The organism is Sphingomonas sp. GW821-FHT10F09, from assembly GCF_058809195.1.
Genome location: NZ_JBXASI010000011.1, coordinates 1 through 22,658, shown reverse-complemented (window position 1 = coordinate 22,658; position 22,658 = coordinate 1). Strand labels below are relative to the sequence as shown.

Annotated in this window: 17 protein-coding genes; 10 read left to right on the top strand and 7 right to left on the bottom strand. The window is 63.4% G+C overall.

The features are described 5' to 3' along the window. Positions 1-258 precede the first annotated feature (258 nt). Positions 259-942 (top strand): PAS domain S-box protein, encoded by a 684-nt coding sequence (locus tag AC1RTO_RS19200; RefSeq protein WP_493162447.1) that lies wholly within the window; start codon positions 259-261, stop codon positions 940-942. 182 nt (positions 943-1,124) lie between these two features. Here the strand turns inward: AC1RTO_RS19200 and AC1RTO_RS19195 are convergent, their stop codons facing one another. Further along, positions 1,125-1,859: an SDR family NAD(P)-dependent oxidoreductase gene (locus tag AC1RTO_RS19195; RefSeq protein ID WP_493162446.1), complete on the bottom strand. Its 735-nt coding sequence runs from the start codon at positions 1,857-1,859 to the stop codon at positions 1,125-1,127. An 81-nt stretch (positions 1,860-1,940) separates the two neighbouring features. Here AC1RTO_RS19195 and AC1RTO_RS19190 point away from each other — a divergent pair, with 81 nt between their 5' ends. Beyond that, complete coding sequence (locus AC1RTO_RS19190; RefSeq protein WP_493162445.1) at positions 1,941-2,345, top strand: winged helix-turn-helix transcriptional regulator; 405 nt, start codon at positions 1,941-1,943, stop codon at positions 2,343-2,345. 373 nt (positions 2,346-2,718) lie between these two features. On the opposite strand, the gene AC1RTO_RS19185 is transcribed toward AC1RTO_RS19190, so the two are convergent. From AC1RTO_RS19185 to AC1RTO_RS19175, 3 genes are all read right to left on the bottom strand, one after another. Beyond that, positions 2,719-3,435 carry an alpha/beta hydrolase gene (locus tag AC1RTO_RS19185; RefSeq protein ID WP_493162444.1) on the bottom strand — a complete coding sequence of 239 codons (717 nt, stop codon included), beginning with the start codon at positions 3,433-3,435 and terminating at the stop codon, positions 2,719-2,721. A 624-nt stretch (positions 3,436-4,059) separates the two neighbouring features. Then, on the bottom strand, positions 4,060-4,515 hold the full coding sequence (locus AC1RTO_RS19180; RefSeq protein WP_493162443.1) for a PaaI family thioesterase: 456 nt from the start codon (positions 4,513-4,515) through the stop codon (positions 4,060-4,062). A gap of 14 nt (positions 4,516-4,529) precedes the next feature. Continuing rightward, positions 4,530-6,020 (bottom strand): efflux transporter outer membrane subunit, encoded by a 1,491-nt coding sequence (locus AC1RTO_RS19175; RefSeq protein WP_493162442.1) that lies wholly within the window; start codon positions 6,018-6,020, stop codon positions 4,530-4,532. Positions 6,021-6,107: 87 nt separating this feature from the next. On the opposite strand from AC1RTO_RS19175, the gene AC1RTO_RS19170 reads away from it, so the two are divergent. From AC1RTO_RS19170 to AC1RTO_RS19160, 3 genes are all read left to right on the top strand, one after another. Further along, positions 6,108-6,725, top strand: a complete 618-nt coding sequence (locus AC1RTO_RS19170; protein WP_493162441.1) for a TetR/AcrR family transcriptional regulator — start codon at positions 6,108-6,110, stop codon at positions 6,723-6,725. Positions 6,726-6,807: 82 nt separating this feature from the next. Next, complete coding sequence (locus AC1RTO_RS19165; protein WP_493162440.1) at positions 6,808-7,899, top strand: efflux RND transporter periplasmic adaptor subunit; 1,092 nt, start codon at positions 6,808-6,810, stop codon at positions 7,897-7,899. Next, entirely contained in the window at positions 7,896-11,027 is a 3,132-nt protein-coding gene (locus tag AC1RTO_RS19160) for an efflux RND transporter permease subunit (RefSeq protein ID WP_493162438.1), read from the top strand. The genes AC1RTO_RS19165 and AC1RTO_RS19160 overlap by 4 nt, the downstream gene beginning before the upstream one ends. 785 nt (positions 11,028-11,812) lie before the next feature. Here the strand turns inward: AC1RTO_RS19160 and AC1RTO_RS19155 are convergent. Further along, positions 11,813-12,589 (bottom strand): hypothetical protein, encoded by a 777-nt coding sequence (locus AC1RTO_RS19155; protein WP_493162437.1) that lies wholly within the window; start codon positions 12,587-12,589, stop codon positions 11,813-11,815. A 141-nt stretch (positions 12,590-12,730) separates the two neighbouring features. Beyond that, the gene (locus AC1RTO_RS19150) at positions 12,731-15,076 is read right to left on the bottom strand and encodes a S9 family peptidase (RefSeq protein ID WP_493162436.1); all 2,346 of its coding nucleotides are present in this window, start codon (positions 15,074-15,076) and stop codon (positions 12,731-12,733) included. A gap of 506 nt (positions 15,077-15,582) precedes the next feature. Between AC1RTO_RS19150 and AC1RTO_RS19145 the strand changes: the two genes are divergently transcribed. The 5 genes from AC1RTO_RS19145 (at position 15,583) to AC1RTO_RS19125 (ending at position 22,264) form a co-directional block, all read left to right on the top strand. After that, positions 15,583-17,118 carry a serine hydrolase domain-containing protein gene (locus tag AC1RTO_RS19145; protein ID WP_493162449.1) on the top strand — a complete coding sequence of 512 codons (1,536 nt, stop codon included), beginning with the start codon at positions 15,583-15,585 and terminating at the stop codon, positions 17,116-17,118. Positions 17,119-17,150: 32 nt separating this feature from the next. Next, positions 17,151-18,398, top strand: coding sequence for a S41 family peptidase (locus tag AC1RTO_RS19140; protein ID WP_493162435.1), 1,248 nt, complete (start codon positions 17,151-17,153; stop codon positions 18,396-18,398). An 8-nt stretch (positions 18,399-18,406) separates the two neighbouring features. Continuing rightward, positions 18,407-19,519, top strand: a complete 1,113-nt coding sequence (locus AC1RTO_RS19135) for a DUF5694 domain-containing protein (RefSeq protein ID WP_493162434.1) — start codon at positions 18,407-18,409, stop codon at positions 19,517-19,519. 77 nt (positions 19,520-19,596) lie between these two features. Then, on the top strand, positions 19,597-21,045 hold the full coding sequence (locus tag AC1RTO_RS19130) for a hypothetical protein (RefSeq protein ID WP_493162433.1): 1,449 nt from the start codon (positions 19,597-19,599) through the stop codon (positions 21,043-21,045). Between the two features lie 118 nt (positions 21,046-21,163). Continuing rightward, positions 21,164-22,264: a serine hydrolase domain-containing protein gene (locus AC1RTO_RS19125; RefSeq protein ID WP_493162432.1), complete on the top strand. Its 1,101-nt coding sequence runs from the start codon at positions 21,164-21,166 to the stop codon at positions 22,262-22,264. 252 nt (positions 22,265-22,516) lie between these two features. Here AC1RTO_RS19125 and AC1RTO_RS19120 read toward each other — a convergent pair whose 3' ends face one another. After that, positions 22,517-22,588 (bottom strand): SEC-C metal-binding domain-containing protein, encoded by a 72-nt coding sequence (locus AC1RTO_RS19120; protein ID WP_493162448.1) that lies wholly within the window; start codon positions 22,586-22,588, stop codon positions 22,517-22,519. Positions 22,589-22,658 lie beyond the last annotated feature (70 nt).

Here is a 22,658-nt window from a genome sequence, read left to right as displayed (position 1 = left end):
TGCCTGCAGATCCTGGCGAGCGCGCGGGCGACCGCGCTCGCCCGCGGCCTCGGTTTCCGCATCGACAATCCCAGCGACGCGATGAACCGCATGATCGCGGTCGCGGCGCCGTCCGATGCACTAGGCCCCGTTGCTTCGTGATTTGATACGCAGACGCCCGCAGGACAAACCGCACGCCCCCCTGAACGGACTTGCCGGGATACGTTGAAAATCTGCTATAAGCGGGGCTGGCCAACACAATCTCGGAAAGACTGACGAATGCCCGTCGCGCATTGTGTCTCCAGTACAATCGGCATAATTTTGGACGTGGACGAAGCGTTTTCGGAGCTTGTTCAGCGGAAGCGTGATGAGCTGGTTGGTCTGTCGTACAAAGAGATTACGGCGGTTGAGGACCTGCAAAAGAGTAGCGAGATGCTGCGGCAGCTCGTAGACAAGGCAGCACCAACCCACCTCCGCAAGCGCTACGTTCGCCCCGATGGGGGCATAGTCGAGGCAGATCTGCTGGTTTCAAAGTTCAATAATGAAGGTCGTTTAATCTCAACCCTGTCGTGGACGGAACGCAAACACCGAGCAGCTTCTCCGTCACGGCTGTGGAAGGCAGCTCTCCAAGTCAAGCATCTCTACGATCTTCGAATCGAAGAACTGGGGCGCGATCTATTCAGTGACCACGTGGGATTAATTCTGGTCCACGCCTATCTGGCGGAGGCTGAAGGCCGCATAGCAAGGGTCTCCGACATCGCAAACGGCATCAACCTGTCTCGCGACATCGTAGCCCGATGGATTAGGCTGCTTGGGCAGCGCGGTCTTTTGACTGTAATGGACGAGGCTGCTGAGTCCATCCAACTCACCCATGATGGCGCCTTGAAGCTCGAGCGGCTCTTTTCCGCGACACTTCAGCCGGTTGCGTCTGCTACCGGGAGGGCCTCACTGACCCAAGGCTGAAGTTTTATCGAGCCAAGCCTGCTCGCGACATCGAAAACCAAAGCCGGACGTTCACGCACATTTCGCCCTTCTAGACTTCGGCCATTCGTTAATTTCTATTTCATGGCTTTTGTGGCGAGCAGAGTTATTCGTGCGGCCAAACTATCCAAGCCAGCGGGCTTATCGCCCGCTGGCAGAGTTCCTCAAATTTGGGCCAAGCCTCCATCGGTGAACACCTCGCTGCCCGTCATGAAGCTGCTGTCGGAGGATGCAAGGAACGCGGCAGCCGCCGCGACTTCGGATGGGTCGCCGACATGGCCGATCGGCGTGGTAGCTCCCATCTCGATCATCGCTTCGCGACCGACGACCTCGGCTGCCAGTTCGGTCAGCGTTGGTCCAGGCGACAAGACGTTGACGCGAATACCCGTACCGCGCAGGTCCTGCGCCCAGCTACGCGCGAGGTTGCGGACAGCAGCCTTTGACGCGCTGTACATGCTGAATGCGGGCGTACCCATCATGCCGGTGGTCGAGCCGGTGAGGATGATCGATCCGCCCTCACTCATCAGCTTCAGGCCCTTCTGCACCGTGAAGATCGTGCCTTTCACGTTGACGTCGAAGGTCTCGTCATAGTGCTCGGACGTAATCTCGGTAAGCGGCACCAAGGCGCCGGTTCCGGCATTGGCGAACAGGATATCGAGTGTGCCGCGCTCCTGCTTCACGATGTCGAACAGTCGGTCAAGATCTTCGGCATCGGTCACTGATCCCGCCACCCCGCGCGCATTCGCACCGAGCGTAGTCACCGCTGCGTCTAGCTTCGCCTGCCTTCGGCCGAAGATGTAGACGAACGCACCTTCCTCGATGAAGCGCTTTGCCGAGGCAAGGCCAATGCCAGTGCCGCCGCCGGTGATGATCGCAGTCTTGCCTTCAAGTCGGTTCATACGTGCCTCCAGAAGTTGGTTGCACGCAGCTGGCCCTATGCCTACCTAATGACAAGTATGCACCTTTAGGTAAGTACCCCGATGTCTGAAGCTGATTATAACACCAGCGGCGAGCCCACGTCGATTGCCCCCCACTTCACTTGCGGCCTCGACGCGACCCTCAAGATCATATCGGGCAAGTGGAAGCCGCTCATCCTCTATTTCCTGCTGCGCGGACCAACACGCTACGGCGAACTCAAGCGGGCGGTGCGCGATGTCAGCGACAAGGTGCTGATCCAGCAGTTGAAGGAGCTGGAAGCGGACGGCGTATTGCGCAGGAACGACTACAAGGAGGTGCCGCCGCGCGTCGACTACGCGCTGACACCGCTCGGCCAGAGCCTCGCTCAGGCTCTTGAACCCCTTTGCACCTGGGGAACCGACAACATGGTGGAGATGCAGAAGATCTTCGCCGAGCGCAAAAGCTGGGTCCGTGAGAAGCACGCCTAGCTGCGGTCTGGCAGACGGACCCAAGGGACGGAGCGCGTGCGTCGCTGGCCGATCTGAACGCTTGACCCTGGTAAGCTGCCGTCAGTTCCGCGGAGGCGACTTAATGGTGGACACTCAGCACTGTCTCGACCGACCCAAGTGCGGACGTTCACGGCCGCTCAAACCCATCCTGCTTTCGGCCGCTCGTTCATCTCGATGAGCGGCGAAGCACGGCGCTAATGCCACGTTCTCGAGCGAACCGCTGCTCGAAGGGCAAGGACGGCTGCTGCGAAAGATGAAGGGTGACCGCTTCGTCCCCGCGCCTTGAAGAAGGCCCGCCGATGGCGCGCCTTCAGGCGCCTCGTCTATGCACCGGAACTCGGGCCGCAGCGGCCTACCGCATGCCGATGTTGCGCAACCACTGCTCGACCTGCCCCGGCCACTGCGTCGTGATCGGTTCGGCGGTCGGCCGCAGCCCGAATGCATGTCCGCCCTTTGCATACAGGCGCATGTCGACCGGCACGCCTGCGTCGTTAAGCGCCAGTGCGTAAGCCATCGGCTGCCGGATATCGTCGACCGGATCGTTCATCGCATGGATGATGAGCGTCGGCGGCGCCTTCGGGTTGATCCTGACCCAAGGCGCGAGCTCGAGTTCGTTCTTGCGCTTAATAGTGTCGAGCACACGCGCTGTGTAGGCGACGACTGCGAAGTCTGGTCGCGGCGACACCCGGTCGGCCGCGTCGCGGATGGGGTACGTCCGCTCGTAATCGTTGCTCATGTTCGTCACGAGATAGGCGCCGGCCGAAAAGCCGATCACCCCAATCTTATGCGGGTCGATTCCGTAGGTCGCAGCCCCGTGGCGCAACAGCCCCATGGCGCGGTGTGCATCCTCAAGGCCCAGCAGCACGTCCGGCCGCTTCTGCCGCCCGTCCACCTTAGGCCAGACCTGCGGCGTCCGGTATTTCAGCATAGCGCATGTCATGCCCTTCGCGACGACCCAGTCGCAGATCTCGGTGCCTTCCAGGTCGGTCGCCACCGCGTAGAAGCCGCCGCCCGGCAGCACCAGCATCGTTGCGCCCGTGTTCCGCCCTATGGGCCGGTAGATCGTCATCGTCGGCCGGGTGACATAGCTCGCCCAATGCCATTTCCTGCCCCCGACAAGCGGAGAGCCGTTTCCCGTGCCCTCGGCCTCATCGCCAGTGTCCGGCTTCGCCAGAGGCACGTCCGCCGGCCACAATGGTATCTGCGTCCCGCGTGTTGTGGGTTGCCACACGCCCTTTCGCTCCACCTTCGGAACTTCAATCTTCGCCGACGTAGTTTCACTCGTACTCGCCTGACCGCAAGCCGCGCCGGCCAAGCCAGCTGCGAGGAGCGTTGGAACGACGAACCGCAAGCTCGACAAACTGCTGTCTCCGATTATTCGAGCGTAGATGCCGAGCCGAGAATCAACTCAGCTACCTTAATCGCGATCGTCAACGCTCGCCCGTTCCGCAAGCGGCTCTTCGGAAAAAAAATGCTTCGCGGTCAGACAGAGAGCCGCGCTGTCGACTGCTACTGTCTGCCTAGACCCACAACCGGACGTTCCCGAGCTACGTTCGGCTACCCAACTTCGGTCGCTCGTTAATATTGCCGCAAAGGCTGCGTGGGGCGGCGAATTTCCGATCGCCGCCCGTTTCCCGAAGAAAATGGCGATCTGGGAAAGTCCCAAATCAAGCTCGGGAGCGCCAACTATTGCTTATTTTGCGGATGGCACCTCGAACACCAGCAACGTCGAGGTCGCCGTCGCACAGACCTGCCCCTTGTCGTTGTGCAGCGTGGCTTCGGTGAAGGCGGCGCGACGGCCCATGGAGATCAGCCGGCCGGTAGCGCGGATCGTGCCGCTGGTGCTGCTAAGGCCCTTCACGAATGAGACCTTCAACTCCAGCGTCGTATAAGCGTAGCCGGGCTTCAGTGCCGTGTGCGCCGCGATACCGCAGGCGCTGTCGAGGATCGTCGCGATATAGCCGCCATGAACCGAACCCATCGGATTGTAGGAACTTCCGTCGGGCGTGGCTTCGAAGACCGCGTGTCCATGGTCCGCTTCGATCAGCGAGATACCAAGTTTTTCGCCTAACGGCGGTTGCCGTCCGGTCGCGATCAGCGCGCGGACTTGAGTGAGTCCATTGGTTCCTTCGGCAGCCTCAGATGACATGGTCTTCCCTCCTTCTACTTAGTCTGGCTGGCTAGCATCATGCCGGCGCCGGTCGACGTCGTGACTTGAGCAGGATCCCAGCCGCCGCCCAGTGCCCGGAACGATGCGACCGCGCCGCGACTTGCCGCTGCTCTCGCCTGGATCGCCCCGTCGCGCGTCTCCAACAGGCGCCGATCCGCGTCCAACACCTCGATAAGGCTGATGACGCCGCCCCGGTATGCCGTATCGGAAGTCGCCCTGGCCCGAGTGAGCGACTGCTCGCCCTGTGTCAGCATCGCAGCGCGCGTTTCCTGTTGTACCAAGGTTGAAAAGGCGTCCTCGACATCCTGCGACGCGCGCAGCACGGCCAGGCGGTAGGCCGCCAAGGCCTCCGCGTTGCGCCCTTTCGCTGCCTTGATCTCGGCATCGACGCGGTCGAAGTCGAACAGTCGCCAGCGCAGCCCCAGCACGCCATTGGCCTGTGTCGCATTGCCGCCGAACAGGCCACCCGCAGCCGTGGTGGCCGTGCCGAGCAGGCCGCTGAGCGAGAATTTCGGGTAATATTCCGACACCGCCGCCCCGATCCGAGCATTCGAGGCCGCGAGCGTGCGTTCGGCCGCGATGATATCGGGCCGGCGTCGCAACAGCGCCGCCGGCCCGCCCGCCGTCGATACCTTGGGAGGGGATGGTATCGCGGCGGGACCGGCAAGCTGGGCTCGGCTGCTGCCCGGCTGCACGCCGACGAGTACGTCCAGCGCGTTCATCGCGATATCCAATTCGTTCTGGAGCGCAGGGACGCTGGCGCGGACCTGCGCCGACGCTCCTTCGGCCTGGCGGAGCTGCAGTTCTGCGGCAATGCCCTTGCGATATTGCAACGCGATCAGGTCGACGAGGCGCTGTTGAGTGGCCGCCTGCGCTCGCGCGACATCCAGGCGTGCCTGCAACGCGCGGACCAGGATGTAGGTATCCGCCGTCTGCGCCGCGACGGTCAACCGTGCCGCGACGGCACTTGCAGCTGACGCCTCCCAGTCCGCCCGTGCGGCATCGCGGGCGGCATCGCGTCCGCCGAACACATCGAGCTCCCAACTCGCACCAAGGTTCGCCTCGTATGTCTCGGTCGAGCGTTCGAACTGCGGAAAGGCGCTGCCGATCCGACCGATCGGCGTCTCCAGCGATTGGTAGATTTCACCGACCTGCCCGTTGATCTGACCGGACGGCAACAGGGCGGCGTTGGCGCCCTTCGATGCGGCACGAGCCTGTATCACCCGCGCGCGCGCCTGTTGCAGGTCGAAGTTCTGGGCAAGCGCTCGTTCGACCAGCCCTGCAAGCACAGGGTCACCGAACGTCCTCCACCAGCTGACCATGTCGGCCGCGTTGGCGGAACCCAGCCGGGCTTCCACGGCGGCCCCGCCCACATAGGTTGCAGGCGGCGACGTTACCGGTACGACATAGCGCGATCCCACTGCGCAACCCGACAAAGACAGGAGTGCAAGAACCGACGCTCGCCCATGCGGTACAGATCGCATCTCAAAATTCCAACCCAACTAACTTTGTTACCGATGGACGAACTGGTCACTTGTTGTCAATGCGCGCCTATACGATTATCTGGGGTCATGGACCATGCACTCACCTCCGAAACGCTGGCGCGCGGCCCCGCCGAACATGCGGTGCGCGATCAGATCATCGACGCGGCCAATGAGTGTTTCGCGCGCTACGGCTACCAAAAGACGACCGTGGCCGATCTGGCCCGTGGGATCGGGTTCTCGAAAGCGTATATCTATCGTTTCTTCGAATCGAAGCAGGCGATCGGCGAGGCGATTTGTAAGGATCGTCTGGACCGGATCATCGCTGAAGCACGCGTGGCGATGGACGAAGGCGGCAGTGCAACCGACCGGTTTCGTCGCATGTTCCGCAGCGTCACGGCGCTCAGCGTCGCGCTGTTCTTCGACGATCGGAAGATCTACGAGGTCGCGGCGCTCTCCGCGCTCGAACAGTGGAATTCTGCGAAATATTATTCGGCGACGCTCAGATCGATCGTCGAGGATCTGGTTCGCGAGGGTCGCGAGAGCGGGGACTTCGAGCGCAAGACGCCGTTGGACGAAACTTGCCGCGCGATCTTCTACGCCATGATGCCCTTCATCGACCCGCTTCACCTGGAGCGTAATCTGGACCTGCTGCCTGAGGCGCAGAACGAGGTCACGAGCCTCATTCTTCGGAGCCTGGCGCCGTAAGTACCGTATTGGAAGTTTGTGACCAGTTGACATATTGGTAACTCGATAGCATTCACGCTCCCGTATTTGGGAGGACCGCCACGTGTCGAACCGCTTTCATTGCTATGCCATGGCTGTCCCGATCCTGCTTGGCGGGGTGCTGACCGGTTGCCGCGATGCCAAACCTGACCCCCGCACCCAACCACCCCTGGTACGCGTGACGACGCCGACCGCAGCAAGCGACGTCTCGCGCGAATTCACGGGGATCGTCGCGGCACGCGTGCAGAGCGATCTCGGCTTCCGGGTCGGCGGCAAGGTCGTCGCACGACTGGTGAACGCGGGGCAGGTCGTGCGTCGCGGCCAACCGCTAATGCGGATCGATGGCGCCGACCTGGCGCTGGCCACGCGTGCGGCGCTCGGCACCGTCGACGCCGCCCGTGCCCGCGCGGTGCAGACCGCTGCCGACGAACGACGCTTCCGCGATCTGGTCGGAGCGGGCGCGGTATCTGCCTCCGCCTATGATCAGGCGAAAGCCGCGGCGGACACGGCGCGTGCGCAATTATTCGCGGCACAGGCGCAGGCGCGGGTAGCGCGCAACGAAACCGACTACACGACGTTGCTGGCCGACGCCGACGGCACCGTGGTGGAGACGCTCGCCGAACCGGGGCAGGTCGTCGCTGCCGGACAGATCGTCGTGCGGGTAGCGCGGTCCGGTCCGCGCGAAGCGTTGGTGCAATTGCCGGAAACGCTTCGCCCGTCGCTCAACTCCGTCGCGCGCGCACGGACGTTTGACGACAGCACCGGCACCGCCACGCTGCGCCAGCTGGCGGACTCGGCAGATCCGGCGTCGCGCACGTTCGAGGCGCGCTATGTGCTCGGCGGAAAGGCCGCTCGTGCGCCGCTGGGTTCCACGGTCACGATCGCGCTTGCGTTACCGGGTAAATCGGCCGGCATGGAGATACCCCTAGGCGCACTCCGCGACACTGGCCGCGGGCCCGGCATATGGATCGTGCGCGGTGGCGCGACACCGACCGTCGCCTGGCACGCCGTGCAGGTATCCGCTGTCGGCGAGGAAACGGCCACGGTCACATCGGGATTGGCGCCGGGCGAGCGGTTCGTCGCCATGGGCGCGCACATGCTGCACCAGGGCCAGCGGGTCCGCATTGCCGCTCCGGTGCCGGGTGCCGTCCGATGAGCGGCCGGACCGACGATCGGCCGGATACGTCCGGACGCTTCAACCTGTCCGCGCTTGCCGTGCGCGAACGATCGGTGACGTTGTTCTTCCTGATCGCGATCATCCTCGCCGGTGTCGTGGCCTTTTCGAAGCTGGGCCGCGCCGAGGACCCGAGCTTCACGATCAAGGTGCTGACCGTCGTCACCGCCTGGCCCGGCGCGACCGCGCAGGAAATGCAGGATCAGGTCGCCGAACCAATGGAGAAGCGCCTGCAGGAGTTGCGCTGGTACGACCGCAGCGAGACGTTCACCCGCCCCGGCCTCGCCTTCACCACGCTGACGCTGCGCGACACCACCCCGCCCGCCGAAGTCGCCGACGAGTTCTACCAGGCGCGCAAGAAGATGTCCGACGAGGCGTCCAGCCTGCCGCGCGGCGTCGTCGGCCCCTTCGTCAACGACGAATATGCCGACGTCACCTTCGCGCTCTACGCGCTGAAGGCGAAGGGAGAGCCGCAACGGTTGCTCGCGCGCGAGGCCGAGCAACTGCGCCAGCGCCTGCTGCACGTTCCGGGCGTCAACAAGATCAATATTGTCGGCGAACGACCGGAGCGCATCTACGTCCAGTTCGCGGAGGAGCGGCTGGCGACACTCGGCGTCTCGCCGCGCGATATCTTTGGCGCGCTGGCCAAGCAGAACCTCATCACGCCTGCCGGCGCGATCGAGAGCAAGGGGCAGCAGATCGTCGTCCGGCTCGACGGCGCATTCGACGATCTGTCCAAGATCCGAGACCTGCCGATCGTCACGCGCGGCAACACGCTGCGCCTGTCGGAGATTGCGACCGTAGAGCGCGGTTACGAGGATCCCGCCACCTTCCTGGTGCGAAGCCAGGGCGAACCGGCGCTGCTGCTCGGCGTCGTGATGCGCGAGGGCTGGAACGGTCTCGATCTCGGCAAGTCGCTGAAGGACGAGGTCGCGAACATCGGTGCCGAACTGCCGCTGGGCATGTCGCTGACGCCGGTCACTGATCAGTCGGTCAACATCGCCGAATCCGTCGACCAGTTCATGCATACGTTCCTCGAAGCACTGGCGATCGTCATGATCGTCAGCCTGATAAGCCTGGGCTGGCGCGTCGGCATCGTCGTCGCCGCAGCCGTGCCGCTGACGCTGGCGGTCGTCCTGGTCGTGATGTGGGCAACCGGGCGGGCGCTCGACCGCATCACGCTCGGCGCACTGATCCTCGCGCTCGGCCTCTTGGTCGACGATGCGATCATCGCGATCGAGATGATGGTGGTGAAGATGGAGGAGGGGTACGACCGTATCCGCGCCTCCGCCTACGCCTGGAGCCACACCGCCGCGCCGATGCTCGCGGGAACGATGGTGACGGTGATCGGCCTGATGCCGGTCGGCTTCGCGCAATCGACCGCGGGGGAATATGCCGGCAACATCTTCTGGGTTGTCGGTTTCGCGCTGATCGCCTCGTGGTTCGTCGCGGTCATCTTCACGCCGTACATGGGCGTCAAGCTGCTGCCCAACATCAAGCCGGTTGAGGGTGGGCATGCCGCGATCTACCAGACCCCGCGCTACCAGAAGGTGCGCGACGTGATCGCGTGGGCGGTGCGGTGCAAGCTGCTGGTCACGTTGGCTACACTGGCGGCGTTCCTGATCGCCGGCGCGGGCATGGCGCTGGTCAAGAAGCAGTTCTTTCCAGCGTCCGACCGACCCGAGGTATTGGTCGAAGTCCAGATGCCTAAGGGCACCGCGATCGCGCAGACCGCTGCCGCAGCGAACCAGGTCGAGGCGTGGCTGCGCAACCAGCCGGAGGCGAAGATCGTAACGAGTTACGTGGGGCAAGGCGCACCGCGCTTCTTCCTGTCGCTGTCACCGGAACTGCCCGACCCGTCCTTTGCCAAGATCATCGTCCTCACTTCCGACGAGGAGGCGCGCGACACGTTGAGTATCAACCTGCGTCAGGCAGCCGTGGATGGGCTTGCCCCACAGGCACGGGTCCGTGCGACCAAACTGACCTTTGGCCCCTATTCGCCTTTCCCGGTCGCGTTCCGCATCAGCGGGCCAGACCTCGGTACCGTCCGCACGATCGCGGCCAGGGCGCAGGCGATCCTTCAGGCCGATCCGTCGATGCGAACCGTCAACGCCGACTGGGGCGACCGCGCGCCTGCGCTGCATTTTGTACTAGATCAGGACCGGCTGCGCGCGCTTGGCCTGACGTCGGGCGACGTTGCCGAGCAGTTGCAGTTCCTGCTCAGCGGTGCAGTCGTCAGCCAGGCGCGCGAGGACATCCGCACCGTCGACGTGGTGGCGCGCTCGGCGGGCACCGATCGACTCGATCCTGCCCGGATCGGCGACTACACGCTCACCGGCAGTGCGGGGCAACGCGTTCCGGTCAGCCAGATCGGCAGAATCGAAGTGCGGATGGAGAACCCGATCCTTCAGCGCCGCGACCGGGTGCCGACGATTACCGTACGCGGCGACATCGCCGATGGCCTGCAGCCCCCCGACGTCTCGACCGCGATGCTAGCAAAGCTCCAACCGCTGATCGCGAAACTGCCGACCGGCTATCACATCGACATGGCCGGCTCCATCGAGGAGGCAGGCAAGGCCAACAAGGCGCTGGCCCCGATCTTCCCGATCATGATCGTTTTGATGATGATCGTTATCATCCTGCAGGTCCGCAGCCTGTCGGCGATGGCGATCGTGTTGCTGACGGCGCCGCTGGGGCTGATAGGTGTCGTGCCGACGCTGCTGATGACGGGGCAGCCATTCGGGTTCAACGCCATCCTCGGCCTGATCGCGTTAGCAGGCATCCTGATGCGCAACACGCTGATCTTGATCGGCCAGATCCACGACCATGAGAGGGACGGCATGGACCCGTATGATGCCGTCGTAGAAGCGACCGTACAACGCTCGCGGCCGGTGATCCTCACGGCACTCGCTGCTGTGCTCGCGTTCGTGCCATTGATCAGCTCGGTTTTCTGGGGATCGATGGCGGTGACGCTGATCGGCGGGACGCTCGGCGGAACGGTGCTGACGCTGGTGTTCCTGCCCGCGCTCTACGCGCTCTGGTTCCGGATCAGGCCGTTAGCCGATGACCATGCCCCGCGCTCCACCGGTGGCAATCCCGCTTTGGCGTGACCGCTGCCTGCCATCGCCGATGATCGAAGACCCAGCTCCGGTCGTTCGAGGGTCTCCGGGATCGATCCGAAACCGGTCATCCGTTCATCGCCATTATCAACTGCGTCCGGTGGGCTAAGCCGGCATTTTGCGTAGGTCAGCTAACGGCCCGGGCTCGTCTTCCGAGTATGATCCAACTGACGGCCAGACAGGCGACCAACACGGGTGCGGCGGCAACAACGAGCCATGCACCCGGCTGCCCCAGGCCGTCATATCGATGCTGAAGGGTGAACCAAGGCCATGGCCAAGCTAAGTATAGTCCATAAAACAGCATAAGTAATGGCACAGCGGTGCCAACCATCAACGCGGCCTGAGCAGGAAATCTCTTCGCAATTCGACGTCCTTTAAAGACGGCCGCAATGATTGACGTCGCCACTAGCGCTGGCAGCACAGTCCACGCGGAGAGGATGATCAGCATCAACACCGCATGCTTTTACCGTTTAGGCGGGCGATCACAAATGGGCACTAGCTGACGGGGCGCTCGGGGCTGATACGACCCAGTTGCGGTCATTCTCGCCCCCTTCCGAGCTTTCCAACTCCTGCCGCTCGTTCATCTCCGCGTTTGACCGTTGTCGATACCGATCTTGTGGCGGTGAACGTAGAAGCCGGTCGATAGCGGTTTGGCCAGTTTCAGGCGATCTGGTGTCTCGAACCGTCCTTCATGAGGCTTCCTGACGCCGCTAAGAATTTGGCTACTGGGCCGACGCAAATCTTGGTGCTCGAGCGAGCAATTGCCTGATGATTGATCAATCCGTCCGTTTGTGCATAGTGAAGGCTATCGGCCTTTTGTCGGGGCCATAGGTACCCGTGACACGAATGGTTTTTCCGTCGGGCATCAATCGCATCGAAAAAGTATCGTCGATTGTACCATTCGCCGCAAAATCGGTTTCGACAATAAGGTCGGGTCTTGGTCGTGTAATTTGCGCTCGGACGCCGGAATTGTCCCCATCGAGCTTTACCGGTGGCCCCCCGATGATGGCGTCATATCCCGAGCCACCGTCCGTGCGCTGGCTAAAGCGATTACCTTCGAGCTTAAGGATCCAGTCATTTCCGGCGTCCGCCGTCACGCTGACGCGCTTCCAGCTTCCTGAGAGGAGATGCGCACCTTTTTTTGGCGAGCCGACACGACGCTGCACTGTTTCGCTCCGTACAGCCTTGCCGTCCGGGCCGGTGTAGCTGGCGACGTGCCATGTCAGTGTATTGTCGTCGGGAGAGATGATGTAGTCGACGGTATACGCAAGTTTGCCGCGGATCTTATCGACCTCCTTGACGCGATGGTCGCTATCGATCGAGATGGTCTGCTCATCGACATACAGGTCATCGGCGACGGCATGAGGGCGACCATCGGCCGTGATGCTCGCATTATCGTCCCGCTTGAAACGCCCGTTGCTTACTTCGAAGACCGTCGGCTTGGCATCTCCGGTAATTGACTTGGTATCTATCCGCCAGCGGCCACTGAAAGAATGGTCGGGGGTTGCGGTCGCAGCAGTCGTGCCACCCGCCAGTATCACAAGGGCGATCATCCGTACGCCCCTGGCAAGCCCTGCAAGCCGATGAAGCTTCGTGCGACCGATCATTGACAACCCTCAGTACTCAGCACCGGTCACGACGACATAGCTCAACTTCAAAGAATCGTGCGACAAAGAACCGAGAAACGCGCAGCTTCAACGGCCTGCGTCCGGCCTTACGATCATGAACTCCTTCGGCGGCGTCGCCCCCATCAAATTATCGACGAAATAGTCCCACCGACGCCGCATCATGTAGCTGGATACGTCACCGTAGCCGTGGAGTGCTCGCGGAAACAGGACGAGATCGAAGTCCTTATTCGCCTTCTGGAGGGCATCGACCACCAGCAGCGTCGATGAAACCGGCACGTTGCCATCGAGAAGCCCATGCGCCAGCAGTAGCTTACCTTTCAGGTTCTTGGCTATATCCTGATTGGCCTGCAGATCGTAATTGGTCTTTCCCCCATTGCTCTGCAGCAGTCCGAGATACTTCTCATAGTAATCGTCTTCATAGTTTCGATTATCGTGATTTCCACTCTCAGCGACCCCGACCTTGAAGAAGTCGGGATACAGGAACATCGCGGCCGCAGTAGCATTGCCGCCGCCCGAATGCCCCCAGATACCCACGCGATCGGCGTCCATCCAAGCATATCGCGAAGCCAGATCCCTGATGCCGGTGACCTGGTCGGGAATCGCCTGCTTGCCCATGTCGTGATGGTAGAAGTCCTGGAAGGCCTTCGACCGCCGCGGCGTTCCCAGCCCGTCGATCTCCACGACCGCGAAACCCAGTTGTGTTAACGCACCCGCGTCTCCACTCGACGCCGAGAACTGCCTCGAGGGGATCGTCCCCGTAAAGGGTCCCGGATAGACGTAGTCGATGACCGGGTATTTAGCTCGCGAATCGAGTGAGGCAGGCTTGAAAAGCAGTCCATGGCACAGCGTCTTGCCGTCGCTGCACCGGACGGCGATGCTCTCCGGCGCCTGCCAGCCGGTCGCGCGCAACCGCGTCAGGTCGCCCTTGGCAAGCGTCTCTATCACTGAGCCGTCCGCGCGCCGCAACACCGCGGTCTGCGGCTCCTGCGGGGTCGAGTAGATGTCGACGAAGTAGCGGCCATCGCTAGACGGCACCGCGATATGGTCCTGCCGCTCGGGCGTCAGCAGCTTCGGCGTGCCACCGTTCAGGCTCACCGCGTAGATGCTTCGGTAATATGGGTCGACGTCTGGCTCGCGTCCGACCGCAGCAATCAGCATCTTACCACTGTGCTCGTCGATATGAACTGGATGGTCGACGTTCCAGTGCCCCAGCGTCACCTGCCGCAGCAGCTTGCCGGTGCCGGCGCTGTAAAGATAGTAGTGACCCCAGTCGTCGCGCTGCGACCACCACAGGATCTCACCCCGCTGCGACAGGTAGCGCCAGTTGATCCCTTCGTCGTTGTATCCGCTGTCGAACCATGTCGGCACGGTCTCGGTGAACACATCGCGCACCGCACCGGTGGTCGCATCGGCGATGCGCACCGTCTCGATCTTGTGGTCACGAGAGGTCGACACGAACGCCAGCGTCCTGCCGTCCTTTGCCCACTGCATGTCCTGCGGTCCATCGCCGCACACGACATCGTCGCATAGCGATGACCGGTGCGGCTCGGGCGGCATGGTCAGACGCACTACGCGGGCATCGTCCACGTCGACGATGACGCGCTGGATCTGAATGATCTCCTTGTCGCCGACGAACGGGTACTTCCAGGTATCGGTGACGGAGTGGCCGACCTGCGTCGTAGTGGTCGTGAAGTCGGCCACCGCACGCTGATCCTGCTGGAAGGTCGCGACTTTTTTCGAATCGGGCGACCAGATGACGATTGCCTGATCCGAATGCTTCCATCCCGCATTGTCGGTCGCGTAGCCGAAGTCCTTGACCCCATCGGTCGTCAGCTGCCGCTCCGTCCCGGTGGCCACGTCGCGGACCCACAGGTTCCAGTCGCGAAGAAAGACCGCGCGCCTGCCGTCCGGAGAGGTCACCGCCGGTGGCCGGCTGCGCGGCGCCGGATTGGCTGCGATCTGCCCAGCTTGCGGGACGGCCACCTTTGTGCATCCATAGGGCTGCGACAGGGCGCACGCGTAGCGCTCGCCACCGACTACCACAATCGCGGTGCTCTTGGCGAAATCCGGCTCCAGGCCCGTGAAGGCGAGCTTCGTAGCGTCCCGTTCCTTCAGCCCTGCTGCATTCATCGATCCGAGCAGCGCCGCCGTCTCGAAGACCGGCGCCTTCGTGCCCTTGGCTGCGTCGGCCAGCATGATCGTCGGCACGCCGCGGCTCATATCCACGTACCAGAAGCGCCGCGCGCCGATCCAATGCGCCGTCCGCACCACGTGATCTACGAGCGGTGCCGTCCAAGGGCCCAGCTGGTGCATCGCGCGCGTGTAATCGGCGGCAGTCACCTCCGCGCGCTGTTGTGCTGGAGCAGCGCTGGCGATCAGCAATGTGAAGAGGGAGCAGGCGACCAGACGCATCGAGAGGCTTTCGGGGGAAGAGAATCTAAGGCGCGCGGGACAATGGATTAGGGATCATGTTTCCCGTCGCAACAGATGGCGAAAACCGTTATGCAGATCTGCAGTGGCGACCACAATAGCTCCGGTCCGCCTCACGGACTGCCCGACACCAGCACGATGGCGGCTTTGCAGCGACACCGCGATGAAGACGGTGGGCGACTACATGAACCGCCCCGGGTTGATCTTAGGCTTCAACCCCTGAGAAGGTGAAGCCTGTATGAGCAAGATGACCCAGATCCGGACATTCGCGGTCCCTTCCCCGCTACCCTAAAGCAGACGTCCGTACATTCTCGTTCGATAGCCGTTTCTGCTGTCCAGGCGCCGCCGAAGCCCGCTGGATCGGGCACTATCTGGCGGCTTCGGTTCAGCGAAATTCGACGTGCCGATATCCCACTTGACGGAACGACTACAACTGTGGTCGATGGCGGTCGGTGATTGGGGAAACGATAGTGGGCGCTGGATTCAACATGTATTGCAATGTGCTATTCGCTTGCGCGGCTATTGCCACGGCAGCCCCGGCCCACGCTGCTCCATCGGCAAGCGTCGACGCCGATAGCCTGCTATCATCGGTCACGACCGAATTACCCGTCGTTCAGCGGACAGCCGTCGAAGCGATCGTTCGCGAAGAGATGAACCGCCGTCGCATTCCGGGCCTACAGATCGCAATCGTGCGGCATGGCCGTATCGTCTTCGATGGCGCCTATGGCCTAGCCGATAAAGAAACCGGCATCCCGGTGACACGGGACAGCCTCTTCACGCTAAATTCGTCGACCAAGTCCTTCACGGGTGTCGCGATCATGCAATTGGTGCAGGCCGGCAAGCTGTCGCTGGACGCACCGGTGTCGGCTTATGTCGACGACTGGCCTTCGCTGTGGGGGATCGTGTCCGTTCGTCAGCTGCTTACCCACGTGTCAGGTCTGCCGGACGTTCTGGAACAACCCAAAGGCCAGGGCACCGGCAATCTGATCGGCGACGGTGATGAAATCTCCGCATGGGCGACCGTCAAGATGCGTCCGGTGGACGCCGCCCCGGGTATTCGCTTCCGCTACAACCAGACCAATTACGTGCTGCTTGGCAAAATCATCGATAAGCTCTCCGGCACACCGTTCACGCGATACATGACAATGCATGAGTTCGATCCGGTCGGCGCATCGCATTTCGTGTTCGGGGAAACCCGCGACGTCATTCCAGGACGGGTCAGAATCTACCGTTACGCCAAGGGTGCGATCGACGGTTCGGCGAAGGATGCCCCATTAGAGCATGCCTTTGACGAGTTCGCTCCGTTCATGCGCACCGCCGGCGGCCTGAACGGCTCGGCGACCGACGTCGCACGATGGTTGATCGGGCTGCAGGACGGCACGTTGCTGGATCGCGCCTCGCTTGCGGCAATGTGGACGCCCGGCCGCTATGCCGATGGCACGCCGACGCGATGGGGCATGGGCTGGCCCCTCCGGCCTGACGCACGGCATTCTGTCGCCACGGGGATCGGCGGGCGCCGCTCGGCCTTCTTCGTCTATCCGAAGGACGATCTGGCGATCGTCGTCCTGACCAACCTCGCCGGCGCCAATCCCGAGGAGTTCATCGGGGAGATCGCCGGCAGCTTCTATCCCGAGCTTCGCCTGGTGAACGGCGGCGGCCTGTCCCCGGCGGCCGATCGGCTCCGCGTCGCGATGGCTACCGCTCCCAAAGCGGCGCCCGAGACGACCTATGCCGCGCTCCGACACGTAAATGCCAGCTTCGTCGTGAGCGAGGGCGAGCTCAACGACTGGGGCGGCCGCCTGCTCGGCGCGGGGATGCGGGACGATGCGTTGCGGGTCTTCCTCCTCAATACCCGCCTGCATCCGGGCAGCGGGAACACGTGGGATAGCCTGGGCGAAGCCTATGAGGCACGCCATGAGCCGGCTGAGGCCATCGCCGCCTATCGCCGGTCGCTGAGCCTGGACGGGACCAATGACCACGCGAAAGCCCATCTCAAGATGCTCAGCGCGAGCATGGCGAATTGACCGGACTCCACGCCTGATGAAAGTGTAACGTAATGCAGCGCATTATGAGCCGACGATCGCTGATGGCGGCCGGTGTCGGCGTGCTCGGCGTAGCAGAATTACCGTACGCTCCGGCGCGGGCGGACGAGCCGCCACACGACGTCACCTACGCCGAAGACTTCGACGAACTCTGGCGGACGCTGGGGGAACGCTATGGCTTCTTCGATGAAAAAGCGACGGACTGGAACGCGGTGCACCGGCGGTATCGCCCGCTCGCGCTCGCAGCGTCATCCCGCGACGCATTCGCCGCGGTGGTCGCCGACGTCGTGGGGGAATTGTATGACGCCCACACGCATATGAGCGACCCGCCCGCCGATGCGCTCCGCGGCCCTTACTTCGACGTATGGGTCGAGCCGTCGCGGGACAGCACTGCCATCATCACCAGCGTGCGGGCGAGTTCGGCCGCTGCCGACGTCGGTGTCCAGGTTGGCGACGCCGTGCTGGCGGTAGATGCATCCCCGCTCGCAACGATTGCCGCGAGCGTGATGCCGCGCTGCCTGTCGCGGCCCGATCCCGCCGCGCAAGCCTATGCCTATAACGTTGCCGTTTCCGGCCGCCGCGGCCAATCACGCACGCTGTCGTTGCGATCGCCGGGCGGGTGCGTTCGGGATGTGCTGGTCCCCGTCAAACCACCGACAAACCAGCCGAATGTCGACAGCCGCCTTCTTGCCGGCAATATCGGACTGATCGTCATCCGCAGCTTTGCCGATGACGCGGTCGTCGCTGCGGTCGATGCCGCGCTGCTCCGTTTCCAGGATACCACAGGCCTCGTCATCGACGTGCGGGAGAACGGCGGCGGCGATACGGCGGTGGCGCGCCCGATCATGGGGCGGTTCATCACCGAACCCAAGGCGTACGCCCGCATGCGACGGCGCGACGGCACTGGGCTGAGCGCGCCATGGACCGAGATAGTCGAACCGCGCGGTCCGTTCACCTATCGCCAGCCGGTAGCGGTGCTGACCTCCCGCTGGAGCGCGAGCATGGCGGAAGGCTTTCCGATGGGCATGCGCGGAATCGGTCGTGCCGTGATCGTCGGCACGCCGATGATGCGGGTCGGCGCGGCGGTGTTCCCGCTCCGGCTCGACCGCACCGGGCTGGCGCTGCAATATTCCGCCGAGCCGGTATATGACGTGTTGGATCGTCCCCGCTGGTTACTGGACCCCGATGTCTTCGTCGAAGGCGGCAGGGATAGTCTTGCCGCCGCTCTGGTGGAATTGAGGCGGCAGGCCATGTCACAATGAAGCCCCGCATGACGATACGTCTCGTTTGGACCGCCATCAGCCTGGCCGCAGCAACGACCCTTGCGCCGCCGGCAACCGCCCGGCAGGCTTTCGACCCGGCACGCGCCAAGGCGCATCTGATCGCACCGGCGACGCAGGTCATGGTGCTTGGCGTGTCGCATCTCGACAACGCACCCAAGGCGTTCGATCCAGCATGGCTGGAACCGGTCATGTGTCGCCTTCGCCACTATGCGCCGAACGTCATCCTGACAGAGGCGATGTCGGGCGAACAGCTTGCCGCGATCGAAGCCTACAAGGCGTTGCGTGGCGATGCCGGTAAATGGGCGGGGCCGACACTGGCCATCGCCAAGGACGCGCAGGCGACGCTGGGGATCACCGGGCCGGATGCGATGGCACAGGCCGATGCGCTGATGACACGAGCGCACCCCACCGCCGCGGATCGCCGTCGTCTCGCCGCCCTGTTCCTTGCGGCGGGCGAACCCTTCTCGGCCGCGACACAATGGCTGCAACTCGGTCCCTCCGAGCGGCTGGCCAGCGACGGCATCAGCGAGACGATGAAGACCAAAATCGAACGCTTCGGCGTCGGGCGCGGCGAGATTGTCTCGATCGCCGTCGCCCTCGCGGTGCAGCTTGGACGCCCGCGCCTTTACGGAGCCGGCGATCACCTCAGCGATGTGGCGCTGCCGGATAACGCGGCGTTCGGCGCCGCGGTGAAGGCCTCGCCTGACATTGTCGCGCAGCTCGACAAGACCACACCTGCCCTCACTCCCTTCGGCAGCAAGGCGCTGGCGCTCGACACGCCAGACCGTGTGCTGCCGGTATTCCGAGTGCTCAATTCCCCGGCGTTCGCCAAGGCAGACGCGCAGGCGCAGTGGCTATCGCTCCAGCAAAGCCCACGGCTGAACACCTTGGGTCGCCAGCGCGTGGCCGCGTGGGAGGCGCAAAACCTGCGCATCGCAACGACGGTCCGCGAGGTCACCGCTCCTATCCCCGGTGGCAAGGCGCTGCTCATCGTCGGTGCCGCGCACAAGGCATTTATCGAGGCGTATCTTGGCATGATGACCGACATCACGATCATCTCGGTGCCGGCAATGCTCGATGCGCGTCCGACAGGATGCTGATGCGTCGGTCGGCCATGTTTGTGCATGGCGCCGGGCGACCTTCGCGTTATGGATTTTATCGGACAGGGGACGAAACAATGCGCCGCAATGTGATGGTTTTGACCGGCGCTGCCGTCGCGCTGATCGGGGCGGCGGACGTGCCGCGCGACTGGGCGGCGACGCTACGGGCGGACGCGCAGGCATACCACGATCAGATCGCCGACAATCATCCTGGCCTGGTCAACCGCCTCGATCCGGGTTTCGCCGCGCGCAACGATGCCGGACTGACGCTGGCGCTGAGCCGCGCGGCGTCGACGCGTGACTATCCCGGTTATCTTTGGGCGATGCGCGGCTATGTGGCGAGCTTCAACGATGGACATGTTGCGCTCGACGTGACGCAGCCGGTCGCGTTGCCGATCCGCTGGCCGGGGTTTCTGACTGGCTTCGACGGTGCAGGCCGTCAGGTGGTGATGACCCGCGCCGACGACGCGCCGTTGCCACTCGGCGCCCGGCTCGACAGCTGCGACGGCATAGCTGCCGGACCACTGGCAGCGCGAAACGTCGGGGCATTCCGCGGACGATGGGAGCTGGTCAGCCAGCGTGCGACCAATGGCGGTCGGTTGTTTTTGGACGCCGGCAACCCGTACATCGTCCGCCCCACGCGCTGCCGCTTCACCGTCGATGGTACGCCGCGCGAGATCCGATTGACGTGGCGCGACCTGCCCGATGCCGACTTCGATGCGCGCTTCGCTGCGACGGCACCCCGCGCCCACCCGGATTTTGGCGCCCGGACGCTGGCCGACGGCACCCGCTGGTATTCGCTGCCCGGCTTCAACGGCGATCCGGGCAGCGCCGATGCGAAAGCGCTGCCGCCAATCATAGCCACGATGCGCGCAAACATCGACGCCGTCGCAGCCGCGCCGCGCATCGTGCTCGACCTGCGCGGCAACGGCGGGGGTTCGTCCGATTGGTCGCAGCAGATCGCGGCAATCCTGTGGGGACGCGCTGCCATCAATGCGCTGCCCTCCAACTCACAGGGCGTCGACTGGCGTGCATCCGCCGGCAATATCGCCACGCTCGAGGGCTATCGCACTGCCTGGCGCAATGCCCCCGACGTATCGCAGGAATCAAAGCTCTGGGCCGATCGGGTGGCAGCGGGCATGACGAGCGCTCGGGTGCGCGGCGATGCCCTGTGGCGCGAAGTCGACACGGACGACACGTCAACAGCAGCGAAAGAGACGACACCAAAGCGGAAAGGCAGGATCTATGTATTGACGGACTGGGGCTGCGGATCGGCATGCCTCGATGCCGTCGATCTCTGGACGAGCCTGGGGGGCGTTCACGTCGGCCAGGAAACAAGCGCGGACTCGCTCTATATGGACGTTCGCCAGGTCGCGCTGCCCAGCGGCTTTGCGCGCGCTGTCATCCCGATGAAGGTGTATCGCGGTCGCCAACGCGGCTCGAACGTACCGGCCAAACCGGTCAAATTCTACATCGGCGATATGCGCGATACCGCAGCCCTCGAACGGTGGGTCGCGCAGCTCTGACGAGCATCGAAGGCTGCTATCGACCGCAGCCGTCGCCTTTCGGTGCCGGTCACGCCATTATCGCCGCCGCCTGCCTGTCGCATCGAGGATATTCTCTATTACACCGTCTCGTCGAACGATGCTGCAAGGGGCGCTCGGTAGCGCCTGGGCTTTCACGGAGGCGACTGATGCTCGGGCAGCAGGCCCCTCCTCCTTTCCAATCGACGCGTGGATGTCCTTGGCGTCCGTTCCGGGCGCAAGCTGGGCAACGCTCGGTCGGTCTGAACTGATTACGGGTGCGGTCGGATACGCCAAGGCCGGCGAGATTCGGGCGACAACGGACACGTTGTTCGAAGCAGCCTCGTTGTCCAAGCCGGTGCTTGCTGCCGCGATCCACGATCTGGTTCGCGAGCGGCTGATCGATCTCGACGAACCGATCGCAAGCCATGTCGATTTCACCGACGACGCGGCGACCCGCACGATTACGCCGCGGCATCTGCTGTCCCATTCCAGCGGCCTGCCCAACTGGCGTACCGACGCCGGAAGCGTTCTCGTCAGCCGGTTCAAACCCGGTTCGGCTTTCCGCTACTCCGGAGAAGGGTTCGTTCTGCTCGGCCGCCTCGCGGAGGCTGTCACTGGACGCACCGCGGCCGAAACGGTTCGATCACGCGTGCTGATCCCCGCAGGCATGACCCAATGCACCTACGGCTGGCCGGCGGCGAACCGTCCTGCCGCGGCTTGGCCTCACGACGCGGGCGGCGACGTGATGCCGGACAAGGGTCCCGAAGCGTTTCGACGGGCGCAGCAGGCCGGACCGGCACGTCCCGTCGAAGCCTGGACGCAAGACGATCGTACTACGATGGCAAAACGACTGGGCAAACCTGCGCTGCCGATCTTCATGACGCCCAACATGGCAGCCGGACTGTGGACCACGGCAGGAGATTACGCGCGGTTCCTCCGCTACGCCCGGCGCTTCCCCGCCATGAGCACGCCGACAATTGGTGTCGAAGGCAGCCTCATATGGGGGCTGGGCTGGGGACTGGAGATCACAGGGACCGGTCGGTTCGCATGGCATTGGGGTGCCAACGACGGCGTGGCCAACCTTTTCATGCTCGATTTGGACACCGGTAACGCTCTGATCGTGCTGACCAATGGAGCGGGCGGGCAGCGCGTTTATGAACGGGCGGCACGCGTTCACTTCAAGCGGGAATTCGATGCTTTTACCTGGCTTCAGCCATGATGCCACCACGGTGGCATAAGACCCACAAGTGGACGTTCAGGCCGCCCCGCTCGCTTCCCAGCTTCGGTCATTCATTCATGTAGACGGGTCCGCTCCTCGTGAGCGACGGGCCGAGAATGCGGAACGGCGAAAAATGGGACTAAGCTGTCGTTCCCGCTTCGCCACTCGAGTTTCGGCTTTTGGAAAAAGCAGACGTCCAGCCTTTCAAGGATGCCGTCGCCGAATGATGCAACAAGGACCGGCTGGCGGCCTTCACCCACGTCGATCAATGTCCAAGTGACATTTTTTGTACTTCAAGCCGCTTCCGCAGTGACAGGGTGTCAATCGGCGTCCAAAAAGGACCCCCTATCGGCGTCCAAAAGGGACCCCTTCGTCGAGCGGTGTGACGGGTATG